A 13,596-nucleotide genomic window follows, 5' to 3' on the forward strand; every position below is an offset into this window, starting at 1 on the left:
CCCCTTTACAGAGGAGGTTCCCATGTCTGGTGAACCCAAAACGGCTGAGCAGCTTGCCGCCGAAGTGAAAGCTGCGCACGAGAAGTCGGTCAACGCGGTCAAGGCCATCGCCGAAGAAGCGCTTGGCAAGGCCAAGTCGGGCGAGGAGCTGAGCGCCAAGATCAAGGAAACCGCCGACGAGGCGCTCCTCAAGATGAACGAGCTGACCGGTCAGATGACCGAACTCGAGCAGAAGATGGCCCGCCGCGGCGAGAATGATCCGGAAGAGCGCAAGTCTCTCGGCCAGCGGTTTGTTGAGAGCGAGGATGTAAAGTCCTGGATGGAAAGCTCGCCGACTAGCGGCAAGGCGGACCTGCGGGTCAAGGCCGACCTGACCACGCTCACCACTGACGCCGACGGCTCGGTTGGCGACGGCGGAGCGCCGACGCGCCTGCCCGGCGTCCAGGAGCTGGCGCAACGCCGCATGACGGTGCGCGATCTGCTTTCGCAGGGACGTATGGACGGCAACACCATCGAGTATGTCCAGGAGACCGGCTTCAACAACAACGCGGCGCCGGTGGCCGAAGGCGCTACCAAGCCGCAGTCGGACATCAAGCTGGACCTCAAGAGCTCCTCGGCGAAGGTGATCGCGCACTGGATGAAAGCCAGCCGGCAGGCGCTCGACGACGTGTCGGTCCTGCGCTCGATGATCGACCAGCGCCTGATCTACGGCCTCTCGTTCGCCGAAGAGAACCAGCTGCTGAACGGTGACGGTACCGGCCAGAACCTGTCCGGCCTCGTGCCCAATGCGACCGCCTATTCGGAGGCGTTTGCGCCGACCGCCGGTACCGCTATCGACACCATGCGCCTTGCCATGCTGCAGGCGGCTCTGGCGGAGTACCCGGCGACCGGGCACGTGATGAATCCCACCGACTGGGCGCGCATCGAGCTGACCAAGGATGCGGACGGACGCTACATCATCGGCAACCCGCAGGGTACCATCTCGCCAACCCTCTGGGGGCTTCCGGTGGTCGCCACGCAGGCGATGGCCGTGGACAAGTTCCTGACCGGCGCCTTCAAGCTCGGTGCCCAGATCTTCGACCGCTGGGACGCTCGCGTGGAGGCTGGCTTCGTCGACAAGGACTTCATCAACAACATGGTGACCCTGCTCGCCGAAGAGCGCCTCGCGCTCGCAGTCTACCGGCCCGAGGCCTTTATCTACGGCGACCTCGGCTTCGTCGCCTGATCGATCGGCTCTCTCAGGAGGGCGGGTTTCCCCGCCCTCTCAGTGAACCGATGGAGGATAGCCCCATGAAATTCAAAGTCCTGCGCCCCCATCAGGGGGATGTCTGGTACGCGGCCGGCGATGAGCGCGAGGCACGCGAGGCCGAGGTGCAGCACCTCGTCGATCGTGGCGTGCTTGCCAAGGTGGAGCCAGAGCCGAAGAACAAGGCGGTGACGGCGCCGAAGACCAAGGCGACAAAGTGAGCATCGTCTTCCGCCCTGTTCTCGTCACGGCGCCCGTTGGGTTGCCGGTCGAGGTGTCGGACTGCAAGAAGCATGCCGTTATCGAGCACGCTGAATCCGACAGCCTTGTCGAGGAATATCTCAGCGCCGCGACCGCAGAAATGGATGGCTTTCGCGGGATCCTCGGGCGGGCAATCCTGACCCAGACCTGGCAGCTGCAAGTCGCGGGCTGGTGCACCCGTTTCCTGCTTCCGGTGCCCGATGTTTCGGCGGTGGAGATCACCTATTTCGATGAAGATGGCGCTGAGCAGAGCGGCCCGAACGTCACGCCGCAAGCCGTTGCCACGGGCACCATGGTCCGCATTCCGTCGAACTGGTCGCGGCCTGCTCTAGAAGCGGACTCGGACGGCCCGGTCTCCGTGAAGTTCACCTGCGGCTTTGATGACGCATCTGCAGTTCCTTCGGACATCAAGGTCGCGATCATGCAGTTGGCGGCGCACATGTTCGCTGAACGCGAGGGCATATCGATCGCTGAGCCGGTCTATGACCGCCTGATCTCCAAATACCGGTGGTCGGTCATATGATCGGTCAGCGCGACAGGCGGGCGCTGCAGCAGCCCGCAGGCGGTCTTCACGACAGCGTTGCCTTCGACGCGCCCGTCTACGATGCGAGGGGCAGTCTCACGGGCATGCAGCATGATGCGCTGAGGTGCAGCGGGCACATTCGCTACCTTCGCGGGGGAGAGGCGGTTCAGGCGGCTCGCCTCGACGGCCGGCAGCCCGTGGTGGTGACCATCCGCAGGAATTCAGTTGCCGACACGGTTAATTCAGACTGGGTCATGCGCGATGCGCGTCGTGGCACGGTCTTCAACATTCGAAGCGTGGTGCCCACTGAAGATCGGCAGTGGCTCGAAATCACCGCCGAGAGCGGGGTGGCGACATGAGTTCGTCCGAGGCCTTTCAGAACCTGGTCGAAGCAACATTGCTCGCAGCGCCGGATGTCTCAGCCCTGGTGGGCGACCGAGTCTACGAGGTCGCGCCGCCGACCGACCGCCGGAACTACCCGGATGTCACCTTCGGCCCTTCTGACGGCACCGACGAAGATGCCGACTGCATCGACGGGGAAGAGCACGTCCTGCAGATCGACATCTGGGATCGGAACTTCGGTCGGAAGTCCCGTCTCAAGCGGATCGCGGATGCTGTCCGCTTGGTGCTTCACAATGCAGAGCTCGACATGCCCGATCCCTATGCGCTCGCGCTGATCGAAGTTTCTCGCGTCCGGATCCTCGATGACCCGGACGGCATCACGGTCCACGGCGTCGTTTCCGTGCGCGCCATCATCGAAACCTACGCCTGACAAGGCGCCGAAGAGGAGAAGCTATGCCCACGGTCAAATTCACGAAGACCTTCCGCTGGAAGCCGAAACCCAGCGTGTCGATCCGCTACCCGGAGGGCCACGAAGGGTCCGTCACCCGGGCCTGCGCCGATGCTGCAATCGCGAAGGGCTATGCGGTCAAGGCCGGCGGCGCGGACAAAGGGGGCGCGGATGCCGTCGAAAATTCTCAATCTGGCAAAGCTGGATAAGAAGCTGAAACGCCTGACGCCTGAAACGAAGAAGCAGGTCAGGCAGGCGATGGAGCAGGCGGCAGACAAAGTCGTCGCCATGATGAAGAACCTGGCGCCTGACAGCGCAGATGGTTCCCACGGCAATCCGCCTGGAACGCTGCGCGATAGCATCGGCTGGACGTGGGGCGCGGCTCCCAAAGGCTCGTTTGTACTCGCGGCGCTGAAGGGCGCGGGCGTCGGGGGCGATCTGACCCTCACGATCTACGCAGGCAACAAAGAGGCCTACTACGCGCGCTGGCAGGAGTTCGGCACGGTGAAGATGCCCGCCAGCCCGTATTTCTACGTAAGCTGGCGCGCGAGCCGAAAAGAGGCGCGCCGAGAGGTCCGCAAGGCGGTCCGCGAGTCGGCGAAGGCCGCAGCCCGCGGCTCGTAGTCTACCCGTCACGAGAAGATGCCTGCTTCGGCAGGGTGCTGAGAAATGGCCTTCGGCAAGCCGCGGGGCTCACCATTCCGGTGGGCCATTTGTTTTGATGGAGCCCAGCGATGGCAAAACCAGTCACAGTCAAGTTCGGACAGTTCTTTGTCCGGCTTTCCGACGGCGCAGCGACGCCGGTATTCACCGCTCCCTGTGGGTTCACGTCGAAGTCGTTCTCGCGCAACAAAACCTTCGGCGAGACCAACGTGCCTAACTGCGACGATCCCGATGCGCCCTCGTGGATCGAGCGCGACGTGCAGAGCATGTCCGGATCGATCAGCGGCGAGGGTGTCCTGGCGAAATCGGCGGTGCCGGACTGGGAAGCCGCATTGGCCGATACGGACAGCATCGAATGCGAGGTCGAATTCGTCTATCCGGACGGCGACTCGGACATCTACACCGGCAACTTTCACGTCGAATCCTTCGAGGTGTCGGGCAGCCGTGGCGAGCGCGTGACCGTCTCTGTCTCGATGCAGTCCGATGGCGAGATCACCTACGAACGGACCACTGCACCGTGAGCCGCAGTGGGCGCGTAACGCTGGATTGGGCGGACGGGACATACCCGTTCGCCCTCGGCATCGGGCAGCTCGAGGAGCTGCAGGAGAAATGCGACGCGGGGCCTTGGTACATCCAGTGGGCGCTTCAGTCGGCAATGCTGGCCGGCGGCCTTGGCTCGCAGCCTCCCAAGGACATCTCGCCCGCCTATGTCTCCGAAGTGATCCGCCTCGGCCTGATCGGCGGCGGCATGGATGCGATCGCGGCGCTGAAAAAGGTCCGCGCATATGTCGGGCCTGGGCAGCTTGCCGAGAACCTGCCGTTCGCCTTCTCGATCATCAGTGTCGCGATCCAAGGTGCTCCGGAGGATGAGCCGGAAAAGCCGGAGGGGGAAAGCGAGATGAGCGCGAACCGCTCCCCCGAGGAAAGCTCAGGTTCGCGCAAATCTACGGAACCGGCGCAGCCGTTGGCCTAAGCCCCGACCAAGTCGCGGCCTGCTCGCTCTGGAAGTTCTCGGCCGCTGTGGCGGGCTGGAACGCGGTGCACGGCGGCGACGAGGGTGGCGGTATCTCAGCTCAGGAAGAGGATGATCTCTGGAAAGGGATTATCGAACGCACCGGTTAGGGCTTCCGTTTGGCGGCGGCTTCGAGGCGCTCCTGCTCGATGATGTCGTCGGAGACGATCTCACGTCCTCCGAGCATCATTGCAATCCCGAGGGCGCCGATGGTCGAAAGTGCGACGTAGAGCATGGGCTGGGTCGCTAGACCTGGCTCAAAGCGACCGCGGGCGACCTCTTCCATCATAGAGACGTAGAAGTACCCGCTCAGCGCGACCGAGCCGATGAAGAACACCGCGCCGGCAGACCCGGTGGTGGAGAAACGCGTTCGTAATTTCATGAACCCTCCCAGGGATAAAAGATGGCAACTGATCTAGAAAAGCTGGTCGTTCAGCTTTCGGCGGACATCAAGCAGTACGAGCGCGAGATGCGCAAGGCGGTTGGCGTCTCGCAGAAACAGGCGAGGGCAATCGAGAAGCGCTACCAGCAGATGGACAACCGTCTGAGCGCGATCGGGCGCAGCGCGGCGCAGTCGATCATCGCGCCCCTTGCCGGTATCAGCGCGGCTCTCTCGGTGCGTGAGGTTGCACGCTATGCGGACGCATGGACCGGGGCGCGAAACTCCCTCGCTGTTGCGGGCGTGACCGGGCAGGCTCAGGTTCGGGTTCTTGACCAGCTCTATCGGGCTTCGCAGGACAATGCGGCGCCGGTGACTGCGCTGATCGATCTCTACGGCAAGGCTGCGCAGGCGAACGATAATCTGCGGGCATCAGAGCAAGACCTGATCAAGTTCTCGGATGGCGTCGCGGTTTCTCTGCGCGTGGCGGGCGTGTCGGCGACAGAGGCATCTGGCGCGCTGACACAGCTTGGTCAGCTTCTCGGCAGCGCTCGTGTCCAGGCGGAGGAATTCAATTCGATCAACGAAGGTGCGCGGCCGATCCTGATGGCGGTCGCGGCCGGCCTCGATGATGCGGGTGGCTCGGTCTCCAAGCTGAAAGAACTCGTGGCCGACGGCAAGGTCAGTGGTCAGGAGTTCTTCCAGGCGTTTCTGCGCGGCCTGCCGAAGGTCCAAGCAATGGCGGCGGACGCGACGACGACGATCGATCAGGGCATCACGCGCGTGAATAATGCGTTCACGAAGTACATCGGCGAGACCGATGCGGGGCTTTCGGCCTCGCAGCGTTTGGTCGCGGGGCTCACGGCTCTGGCGGACAACTTCGATCAGGTCGCGGATGTGACGCTGAAGGTGGCCAGCATCTTCGCGGCGGGCCTGCTGGGCCGCTCCATCGGCGGCATGATCGCGAAGCTCGGTCTCGCTGGTGCCGCGATGACGAAATTCATCGCTGCGGCCCGCGCGGCGAGCAGCATTTCCGGCATCGCCACGGCGATCGGCGGTCTCTCCGCTGCCGCCGGTCCGCTCGGCATTCTTCTCGGCACGACGGCTGCGACCGCGATGGTTCTCTATGCCGATGCCAGTCGTGCGGCGGAAGACAAGACATCTCGACTGAAGTCCGAGATGGAGGACCTAGGCCTCTATGCGCCCCAGGCGGCTGGCGCGATCGATCAAGTCGCTCAGTCGATCGACGATATGTCGAGCGAAGAACGGCTTCGTCGTGTCAAGGACATCCGGGAAGAGCTGGATCGTCTGCGAGGTGGGCAGTTCCTGGATCGTGTCATCGATACCGGCGACAACCTGAGAAAGATTGGTGAAGACGCGGGCAATGGCGTCGCTCGCTATTGGCGGCCCGGGAATGATTTCGAGGCCCGTGATGTGCCAGCGCTTCTTGAGGTTCAGGAGATCACGGCGGCGCTCAGGGACGGGGAGATGGGCGCCCAGGAGCTGCAAGCCCGGCTGACGGCCCTCAGCCAGATGGACATCAGTGATGAGGCTCGGAAGCTCGTTGAGCGGCTCAAGGATGCGAGCTTTTTCTCGACAGCTCTCTCCAAAGAGCAGGAGGCGCTTGGCGACAGCCCGGCGCTGCGCGATGCGAACGACCAACTGCAGGGCTACCGCGATCACCTCGACAATATTTCGCAGGCTCAGTTCGCGCCGCCGGTTATCGGCCAGATTGTCGAGATCATCGACGAATTCGAGGAGGGCGAGCGCTCCGCCGATGAAGCGAAGTCGGCTATTGATGAGCTCGGCAAGACGGTGCCGGGCTTCGCGGGGTTGATCGCGAATGTGCTGAACGCGATTGGTGTGCTCGACTCCCTGCGCGCCAAGGCGGTCGAGACCGCCTCCGCCGTCGCCGCCGCCGGAGGTGACCGGCCCGGGCGCGGGGATGGCGCCGCCGAGGTTGCGCGGCGTCGGGCGGATGCGGCGGCGGCGAAGGCTGGCTCGGATTTCATCGCCGAACAGGAGCGGCTTCAGGGGCTGACCAAAGACCAGATCGCGCTCGAGAAGGAAATGGCTTCGGTCCGCAAGGATGCGCAGAAGGCGGGCGCGACGCTCACCGAAGAGCAGATCCGCAACATTGCCGCGGCGAACATTGCGGCGGATGATCGGCGTACCGCCTCCGGGAAGACCGGCGGCAAGTCCAGCGTCGACAAGGCGACAGAGCGCTATGACGACGCAATCCTGAAGGAAATTGAGGGGATGCGCGCCGAAGCTGGTGCGCTGAACGAACTCGCGCTCGGACAGGACGAATACGGCAGCGCGGTTGCGGCGGCGCGGAAAGAGGCCGAGCTGCTGCAGCAGCTTCAGAACAAGGGTGTGCCGATCACCGCCGAAATGGCCACGCAAGTGCATGCGCTGGCGACAAGCTGGAAGAACGCCGACATCGCCTTGGCTGAAGCGCAGAAGCGTCACGACGATTTCCAGGCTGCGCTTCAGGATGTTCGCTCGACGATGGAAAGCGCCTTCACTGGCCTCATCACCGGCGCCCATAGCTTCAGCGATGCCCTCAACATGGTGCTGGCGAAGCTCGCGGAGATCGCCATCAGCAAGGCGTTCGAGAAAATCTGGGAAGGTGGGACGGATGGCGCTGGCGGCCTTGAGGGGGCGGTGGGCTCGTTCCTCGAGGGCCTCGGTTTCGACAACGGTGGATACACTGGCCCCGGCGCGAAGAAGCAAGCCGCAGGCATCGTGCACAAGGGCGAGGTGGTGTGGTCGCAGGCTGACGTGCGGCGCGCTGGCGGCGTGGGTGTCGTCGAGGCGATGCGCCGGGGCCAACAGGGATTTGACGTCGGCGGCGTTGTCGGTGCTGCCCGCGCCCTACCGGTTGTGGCGCAGCGCGGCGGCTCCGGCGGCCAGGCGCCAAACGTCAACGTTCCGGTCAACGTCCAGACCGCACCGGGTCTGCAGGCGAGCGTGAAGCGCGGGCAGAGCGGTATCGATATCGAGGTGATGATGGAGCGTAAGTTCGAAGAATTCATCGACAGCGGCGCTGCCGATCCCGCCATGAGCCGCGCCTTCAATCTGCGCGGTCGACCGAGAGGCTAACGATATGCCAGCATGGCCAGTAGACCTTCCCTTTTTCCGGGATCTAGGCGCGGCGCGCCGGACAGGGCCGCAAGGCGCGGTTCTGCGAACTGAGATGGACGTCGGTCCTGCGCAGGTCCGACGCCGCACCAGCGCGGCGCCAAAAAACATGAGTGGGCGAATTCCGCGGCTCACCGCGGTCCAGCTTCAGGCCTTTGAGGACTTCTTCGAGCAGGTGCTTGGCGCGGGTGCGCTATCCTTCACGGCCTTCGATCCCGTCGAATGCGTCGAGCGGACCTTTCGCTTTCTCGATGGCTATGAAGTGCGCCCGCTGGGTCCGAAGTTCGCCATCACCGCAGAATTGGAGATCCTCCCATGAGGCCGATCACGGACCGCCTGCTCAGCGAGCTCTACGCGGGCGAGAGCAGCGCAGTGCTGGTGCCCTTGGTGAAGCTGACGCATCCGGACTGGCCCGAGCCGGTCTGCCTGGTGCGGGACACCGAGCCTCTGACCCACGGTGGCGAGGAATACCTGCCGTTCCCGTTCCAGATCACCCTGCCGGATGACCGCGATAAGGGTTTCCCGGTGCTCAAGTGGACCGCGTCGAACGTCTCGCGCGAGATCATCGGCCAGTTCCGGGCGATCACCGGCGAGGTGCTGGGGCGGGTGGTCTATGTGCTGACCTCGCATCCTGATGTCGTCGAGGTCGGGCCGTTCGAGGTCGAGATCACCGGCATTGAATATGACGCCCTGACCATCAGCGGCGTGATGACAATCGAGCCGATCCTACAAGAGCAGTTCGGCTATCTGGAAATGACGCCCGGCACGACGCCGGCGCTGTTCTGAAAAGGAGATATGTGATGTCGAAGGATAAAGAGTGCTTTGTTCCCTGCGCGGATCAGGGGGTGGTCGATTTGTCGGGATCGCCTGCGATTTCTGGCCGGCTGGCGGCACTGGAGGGGATGGTTTCGAGCGCAAATAACAGGATCACAGAACTGGAGGCGCAGATCGCTTCTGTGTCTGACGCGGTTAATTGTTTGAGCGAAGATGTCGAGTCAGTCGCCGAAACCTCGAGCGACGTAGCTGCTGGCGACGCACTGAAATACCTTCAGAGCTACACCATGAACGCCGGCCACGATGCTGACATCGCGGCCAGCCTTTGGAGTGCGGTGTTGAAAAAGCTAGGTTAGATGGAAAGTCTTTTCGGTTCTCGTTAGTGAGAAATCACGAGCTGCATGGCAAAGACCATTCTCGATAGCCCAGGCGACTGACTTTGTTTGTTCGCCTACCAAAAGCTCTCGCGATTTCTCCGGGCTAAGTCCGCATGCTTCCTGAATCGCTTTCGATATTAGAGCGTTTTGCGTGGATATCAGGTCCAAGAAATGCTGGAGCCTTTCCTCGTCAAGCCTCTCAGATGTCGTTATTCCAGCGCCATGAAAGGTAAATGATGCGTTATTGTTGCTTAATCTCGTCGAGGCGGTCGCATATATTGCTATCCCTACTGAATCAATAGTTCCGATGTTGTGAATGGTTATTGGGATACCAAGAGACTTCATGAAGTTCATCATCGTCAAACCCTGAGCGACATTGCCTCCTGTGGTGCTCATAGCAATGGTAAGCTCGCTCATGCCTTCTATCATTCGGGCGTTTGTCCAACCTATGAAGGTTCCAACTTTTTCCTGATTGATGGCGGCGTCAAAAATCAACTCGTAATGCAACCTGATTCTCCATCGTTTGTTGTCGCGACGCGATGGTGAGCACCGGCAGGGGCTGGAGTCCAGCCTCCGCCGGTCCCTTCTAAATCTGGAAAATCCAATGTGGACCGATGCTTGGATCGGCCTGCCTTACGCGGTGCGGGGGCGGGGACCGACCGCTTTTGACTGCCTTGGGCTCTTCATTGCCCTGCACCTCGCCCGGCGCGGCGTGGTGATCCCTGATCCCGCCTGCACGATGGAAGATGCCGTGCGCCTTGGAACTGTTGATCGCTATCGCGCGCACTTCCAGCGTGTCGATACCGCGATCGAGGGCGACGCCCTTTTGTTTCTATCCTCCGGGCGACCGCTCCATATCGGATACGCGCTCGACAACAGCAACATGCTCCACATTGACGCTACTGCTGGCAGCCGCATCGAACGGTGGCGCGGCATGAACTGGCTCGGGAAGCTCGAAGGAATCTACCGCCTTGTTTGATCTCCAAACCTCTCGGGACTTGATCGAGGTCTCCGTCGATCGTCACCCGTTGCTCCGATCGGAGTGGGAGCTTATGCGCGTTCCGGTCGGCTTGTCGGTCGCGCAGATCGTCTCCCGCGCGGGCCTTGATTGTGAACGCTTCAAGACGTACCCGGCCGTCCGGCTGATCCGGGGTGACCAGGTGACAGCTGTTCCCTTGCCCCTGTGGGACCGTGTGCGACCGAAGGTCGGTGCGCGTGTTGAGATTGCGTTTCCGGTACGCGAGCCCGGCTCGCTGGCCCTCGTAGCCTCGGCGGCGCTCCCATGGGCGGCTGAGGCAGGGGCCGCGGCCCTCTTCGCTGCGGGCACGACGGGCTACGCGCTGACCTATGCCGCCATCACGGTTGCGGGCGCGCTGGCGATCAACGCGCTCATTCCGCCGGCACAGCAGGGGGGCAGCGGTACCGGGCCGCAGAACTACGCCATCACCGGCGTGGGCAATGCGGCGAACCGCTATGGCGTCTTCCCCTATGTGATCGGTCGACAGCGGATTTTCCCGGCCCTGACCGCCACCGGGTATTCGGAAACTGTCGGACGCGACATCTACTACATAGGCCGGATGACGTTCGGCTGGGCGTCCGATGGGATCGCTCTCGAAGATCTGCGGATCGGCACCACGCCGATCACCGAATACAGAGATTTGGAACTTGAGTTCCGGAACGTGGACAAGGCGCGGACACTCGCCGCCATGCCGGACCTCGAGGCATTGGTGAAGCCGAAGTCCGAAGAGAGCCATGCGCCGCAGGCGCGTCTCCTGAAGGTCGGCGACACCTATACCTTCGAGCCCGCACAGGCTGCGAAGTCCGCCTCGATCACCGTGGCGATCTCCACCGGTCGGCACATCGAACATGTGTCGCTTGTCCTCGAAAAGTCCGAGGATGGTGGGGCATGGACGCAGGTGCAGACGTGGACCGACGTGACCACGGGATTCACCTGGTCCTCGGTCACCTTCGGCGCTGACGGCATAAATCGGGCGTGGCGCGTGCGCCTGACGGACGTGGCGACCGTGCCGAACTACAGCGCCTCGCTGATCTGGAAGGCCATCAGCTCGGACGCCGTGACCGTCACCGAGGCGCGGGCAACCTATCAAGAGACCTCGGCCGGATGGCGCTCGGGATCGGAGACGATGCGCCTCTATCCGCGCGATGTGGCCGAGGATGGCTATAGCGATGTTCCGCAGCAGGACGTGCCGGTGGTGAAATACACCCGCGTCGAGACATCGAGCGCGGCGATCGACCTGAGCTTCCCGCAGGGCCTCTACAAGACGCGCAGCAGCGGCAAGGTGTCCGGGCATGGCACCGACTTCCAGTTCGAGTATCAGTCCACCGAGGGTGGCCTTGTCGAGGCGGATTGGGTCGATCTCGGGCTCGACAACATTCAGGCCAAGAGCACCACGCTCTTCCGCTGGACAAAAACCCTCACCTTCCCGGAGCCCGGAGAATACGCGATCCGGATCACCCGGCGCTGGCTGATCGACGAAGACCCCGGCGATGTGAACACCTGCACGCTCACCGCGATCCGCTCGTTCCGCGACGGCGACCTGCCGAGTCCCGAGGGCATCGCCGAGGTCGCGTTTCGCATCAAGGCGACCGACCAGCTTAACGGTCAGGTGGATAGCCTCAATGCGATCGTGCAGCAGCTGGCGCCGGTGTGGACCGGATCAGGGTGGACCGCACCGCAACCGGTGCGCCATCCGGCCTGGGGCTTTCTGCAGGCGATCCGCGGCAAGCATCTTCGGCGGCCCGTGCGCGACGAGCGGATCGACCTCGAGGCGTTCCGAGCCTGGGCGACGGAAGAGCCGCATTGGACCTGCGACTACGTGGTCGACACCGCAACGCAGCTCGGCGAGGTGCTCGACATCATCGCGGCCGCGGGGCGGGCGAAGCGCACCCTGACCGACCTCAAGTGGTCGATCATCCGCGACAACGCTGCCGGGCCGGTGCGTCAGGTCTTCACGCCGCGCAACAGCTGGGGCTTCAAGGCAGAGCATCGCTTCCCGCGTGAAATCCACGGCTTCCGGGTGAAGGCGCGCTCCGAGCGCCTCGAGTGGCAGGAAGACGAAATCCTCGTTCTGGCCGACGGCTTCACCAGGCAGACAGCGAGTGAGCTCGAAACGCTCGATCTGCCCGGCGTGGTGGTGACCGCCGAGGACGAAGACGAGGGCAACGTCTACCGGCTCGGCCGGTACCATCTCGCCTCCGCGCTGAACCGCCCGGCCACCTACACGCTGCAAGTGGGTTGGGAGCACCTGCGCGTCACACGCGGCGACAAGGTGCGCTTCGTGCATGACGTGCCGCTGATCGGCGTGGGGCAGGCGCGCATCAAGGCGATCACCGTGGGCGGCGACGGGTTCGTCGATAGTCTCGCGCTCGACGATGTCTTCGACTTCGACCAGGACAGCTTCCGCATGCTGGTCCGAAACGTCGGCGGCAATCAGAGCTTCACCGCGCTCTCGCCGGTCGCCCCCCAGACCCGCGTCTGGACGCCGGCCACCAATGTGGCGGCCGGCGACATTGCGGTGGGTGACCTGGTGATCGTCGAAGAGCTGATGCAGGAAAGTGTGGATCTCATCGTCACCAGCGTGCGACCGAAGCCGGATGAGAGCGCCGAGCTGCAGCTGGTGGACGCGGTGCCCGCCATCCTCGACGCGGACAGCGGGACCATCCCGCCCTACAGCCCGGTGATCACCGCGCCGCGCGATCCGGCCACTGCAGGCCTGCCACCGGCGCCGGTGGTGATCTCGGCCTATTCCTCGAGCCTCACGCAACTCGTGCTGCCCGATCTGTCGGTGCGCCCGCGCATCGCGGTGCAGCTCGCGCCCTTCGTGACGGGAGCGGCGGCCGAGGGGATGACCCTGCAGCTGCGGTGGTCCGATGCCGAGGCAGAGGCCGCATGGGTTTACGGGGAAAAGGTTGCAGCGGGCGAATACACCCTGCTGACGGGCGTGCTCGAGGAGGGTGAGAGCTACCGCGTCGAGGTGAGCGCGGTCGGGGCGGATGGGAAGACGCGCGGCTGGGTCTCTGCGGGTGTGGTCGCGGCCACCATGGCGCCGCCGGCGCCGCCGCTGATCTCGGCCAGCGCTGCGGCCTTCGAGATCCCCGATGACGCGGGCAGGGGCCGGCGCCCCGGCATCCTGCTGAGCTGGGTTGTCCCGCCCAACAAGTCTCTCCGGGTAACCTGGCAGCTGCGCATTGCAGCGACGGGCGCGCTGGTGCAGCGCGGGCTCTTCGCCGAGGCCTCCGAGGGCAGTGTGCTGATCTCCGATGGTCTCGTGCCCAATATCGCCTATCAGGTCAGGGCAAGCTTTGTGACAGGCGCGTCCGATCAGCGAAGCTGGACGAGCTGGATGGACGTGACGACCGACGACGTGCGGCTTGTCAGGGACGATCTTGATACAGCGCTCACAGAC

General features: G+C 63.6%; 17 protein-coding genes. 15 read left to right on the forward strand and 2 right to left on the reverse strand.

Annotated elements, in window-relative coordinates; translation table 11 throughout:
- The first annotated feature begins 22 nt into the window (after positions 1–22).
- The 9 genes from G0D83_RS30595 (at position 23) to G0D83_RS30630 (ending at position 4,456) form a co-directional block, all read left to right on the forward strand.
- Positions 23–1,225 (forward strand): phage major capsid protein, encoded by a 1,203-nt coding sequence (locus G0D83_RS30595; RefSeq protein ID WP_164198478.1) that lies wholly within the window; start codon positions 23–25, stop codon positions 1,223–1,225.
- A gap of 65 nt (positions 1,226–1,290) precedes the next feature.
- The gene (locus G0D83_RS32005; RefSeq protein WP_203595689.1) at positions 1,291–1,467 is read left to right on the forward strand and encodes a hypothetical protein; all 177 of its coding nucleotides are present in this window, start codon (positions 1,291–1,293) and stop codon (positions 1,465–1,467) included.
- Positions 1,464–2,030 (forward strand): hypothetical protein, encoded by a 567-nt coding sequence (locus tag G0D83_RS30600; RefSeq protein ID WP_164198480.1) that lies wholly within the window; start codon positions 1,464–1,466, stop codon positions 2,028–2,030. The genes G0D83_RS32005 and G0D83_RS30600 overlap by 4 nt, the downstream gene beginning before the upstream one ends.
- Positions 2,027–2,389, forward strand: a complete 363-nt coding sequence (locus G0D83_RS30605) for a head-tail adaptor protein (RefSeq protein WP_164198482.1) — start codon at positions 2,027–2,029, stop codon at positions 2,387–2,389. The genes G0D83_RS30600 and G0D83_RS30605 overlap by 4 nt, the downstream gene beginning before the upstream one ends.
- Entirely contained in the window at positions 2,386–2,802 is a 417-nt protein-coding gene (locus G0D83_RS30610; RefSeq protein WP_164198483.1) for a DUF3168 domain-containing protein, read from the forward strand. Before G0D83_RS30605 ends, G0D83_RS30610 begins: the two co-directional genes overlap by 4 nt.
- Before the next feature lie 23 nt (positions 2,803–2,825).
- Entirely contained in the window at positions 2,826–3,029 is a 204-nt protein-coding gene (locus G0D83_RS30615) for a hypothetical protein (RefSeq protein WP_164198484.1), read from the forward strand.
- Positions 2,992–3,444 (forward strand): HK97-gp10 family putative phage morphogenesis protein, encoded by a 453-nt coding sequence (locus G0D83_RS30620; protein ID WP_164198485.1) that lies wholly within the window; start codon positions 2,992–2,994, stop codon positions 3,442–3,444. The genes G0D83_RS30615 and G0D83_RS30620 overlap by 38 nt, the downstream gene beginning before the upstream one ends.
- Positions 3,445–3,554: 110 nt before the next feature.
- Positions 3,555–4,004 carry a phage tail protein gene (locus tag G0D83_RS30625; protein WP_164198486.1) on the forward strand — a complete coding sequence of 150 codons (450 nt, stop codon included), beginning with the start codon at positions 3,555–3,557 and terminating at the stop codon, positions 4,002–4,004.
- Positions 4,001–4,456 carry a gene transfer agent family protein gene (locus G0D83_RS30630; RefSeq protein WP_164198487.1) on the forward strand — a complete coding sequence of 152 codons (456 nt, stop codon included), beginning with the start codon at positions 4,001–4,003 and terminating at the stop codon, positions 4,454–4,456. Before G0D83_RS30625 ends, G0D83_RS30630 begins: the two co-directional genes overlap by 4 nt.
- Before the next feature lie 145 nt (positions 4,457–4,601).
- Here G0D83_RS30630 and G0D83_RS30635 read toward each other — a convergent pair whose 3' ends face one another.
- Positions 4,602–4,877, reverse strand: coding sequence for a hypothetical protein (locus G0D83_RS30635; protein WP_164198488.1), 276 nt, complete (start codon positions 4,875–4,877; stop codon positions 4,602–4,604).
- 21 nt (positions 4,878–4,898) lie between these two features.
- Here G0D83_RS30635 and G0D83_RS30640 point away from each other — a divergent pair, with 21 nt between their 5' ends.
- The 4 genes from G0D83_RS30640 (at position 4,899) to G0D83_RS30655 (ending at position 9,148) form a co-directional block, all read left to right on the forward strand.
- Positions 4,899–7,979 carry a tape measure protein gene (locus G0D83_RS30640; protein ID WP_164198489.1) on the forward strand — a complete coding sequence of 1,027 codons (3,081 nt, stop codon included), beginning with the start codon at positions 4,899–4,901 and terminating at the stop codon, positions 7,977–7,979.
- Between the two features lie 148 nt (positions 7,980–8,127).
- The gene (locus G0D83_RS30645; protein WP_164198490.1) at positions 8,128–8,337 is read left to right on the forward strand and encodes a hypothetical protein; all 210 of its coding nucleotides are present in this window, start codon (positions 8,128–8,130) and stop codon (positions 8,335–8,337) included.
- Entirely contained in the window at positions 8,334–8,804 is a 471-nt protein-coding gene (locus G0D83_RS30650) for a DUF1833 family protein (protein ID WP_164198491.1), read from the forward strand. The genes G0D83_RS30645 and G0D83_RS30650 overlap by 4 nt, the downstream gene beginning before the upstream one ends.
- Before the next feature lie 14 nt (positions 8,805–8,818).
- Positions 8,819–9,148 (forward strand): hypothetical protein, encoded by a 330-nt coding sequence (locus tag G0D83_RS30655; protein WP_164198492.1) that lies wholly within the window; start codon positions 8,819–8,821, stop codon positions 9,146–9,148.
- Here G0D83_RS30655 and G0D83_RS30660 read toward each other — a convergent pair.
- A complete protein-coding gene (locus G0D83_RS30660) occupies positions 9,140–9,676 on the reverse strand; it encodes an ATP-dependent Clp protease proteolytic subunit (RefSeq protein WP_164198493.1) in 537 nt (178 codons plus the stop codon). The genes G0D83_RS30655 and G0D83_RS30660 overlap by 9 nt on opposite strands.
- A gap of 97 nt (positions 9,677–9,773) precedes the next feature.
- Between G0D83_RS30660 and G0D83_RS30665 the strand changes: the two genes are divergently transcribed.
- Positions 9,774–10,148: an NlpC/P60 family protein gene (locus tag G0D83_RS30665; protein ID WP_164198494.1), complete on the forward strand. Its 375-nt coding sequence runs from the start codon at positions 9,774–9,776 to the stop codon at positions 10,146–10,148.
- Positions 10,149–10,329: 181 nt separating this feature from the next.
- Positions 10,330–13,596 (forward strand): host specificity factor TipJ family phage tail protein (locus G0D83_RS30670; RefSeq protein WP_164198495.1); only part of this gene is annotated, 3,267 nt, incomplete at its 3' end.

The sequence above is a fragment of the Salipiger sp. PrR003 genome (assembly GCF_010500785.1).
GTDB classification, from domain to species: Bacteria; Pseudomonadota; Alphaproteobacteria; order Rhodobacterales; family Rhodobacteraceae; genus Salipiger; species Salipiger pacificus_A.

What these genes read in the sequence shown, in the direction of transcription:
- G0D83_RS30595 (WP_164198478.1), top strand. Translation starts at nt 23, where the DNA reads ATGTCTGGTGAACCCAAAACGGCTGAGCAGCTTGCCGCCGAAGTGAAA.
- G0D83_RS32005 (WP_203595689.1), top strand. Translation starts at nt 1,291, where the DNA reads ATGAAATTCAAAGTCCTGCGCCCCCATCAGGGGGATGTCTGGTACGCG.
- G0D83_RS30605 (WP_164198482.1), top strand. Translation starts at nt 2,027, where the DNA reads ATGATCGGTCAGCGCGACAGGCGGGCGCTGCAGCAGCCCGCAGGCGGT.
- G0D83_RS30610 (WP_164198483.1), top strand. Translation starts at nt 2,386, where the DNA reads ATGAGTTCGTCCGAGGCCTTTCAGAACCTGGTCGAAGCAACATTGCTC.
- G0D83_RS30615 (WP_164198484.1), top strand. Translation starts at nt 2,826, where the DNA reads ATGCCCACGGTCAAATTCACGAAGACCTTCCGCTGGAAGCCGAAACCC.
- G0D83_RS30620 (WP_164198485.1), top strand. Translation starts at nt 2,992, where the DNA reads ATGCCGTCGAAAATTCTCAATCTGGCAAAGCTGGATAAGAAGCTGAAA.
- G0D83_RS30625 (WP_164198486.1), top strand. Translation starts at nt 3,555, where the DNA reads ATGGCAAAACCAGTCACAGTCAAGTTCGGACAGTTCTTTGTCCGGCTT.
- G0D83_RS30635 (WP_164198488.1), bottom strand. Translation starts at nt 4,877, where the DNA reads ATGAAATTACGAACGCGTTTCTCCACCACCGGGTCTGCCGGCGCGGTG.
- G0D83_RS30640 (WP_164198489.1), top strand. Translation starts at nt 4,899, where the DNA reads ATGGCAACTGATCTAGAAAAGCTGGTCGTTCAGCTTTCGGCGGACATC.
- G0D83_RS30645 (WP_164198490.1), top strand. Translation starts at nt 8,128, where the DNA reads ATGAGTGGGCGAATTCCGCGGCTCACCGCGGTCCAGCTTCAGGCCTTT.
- G0D83_RS30650 (WP_164198491.1), top strand. Translation starts at nt 8,334, where the DNA reads ATGAGGCCGATCACGGACCGCCTGCTCAGCGAGCTCTACGCGGGCGAG.
- G0D83_RS30655 (WP_164198492.1), top strand. Translation starts at nt 8,819, where the DNA reads ATGTCGAAGGATAAAGAGTGCTTTGTTCCCTGCGCGGATCAGGGGGTG.
- G0D83_RS30665 (WP_164198494.1), top strand. Translation starts at nt 9,774, where the DNA reads ATGTGGACCGATGCTTGGATCGGCCTGCCTTACGCGGTGCGGGGGCGG.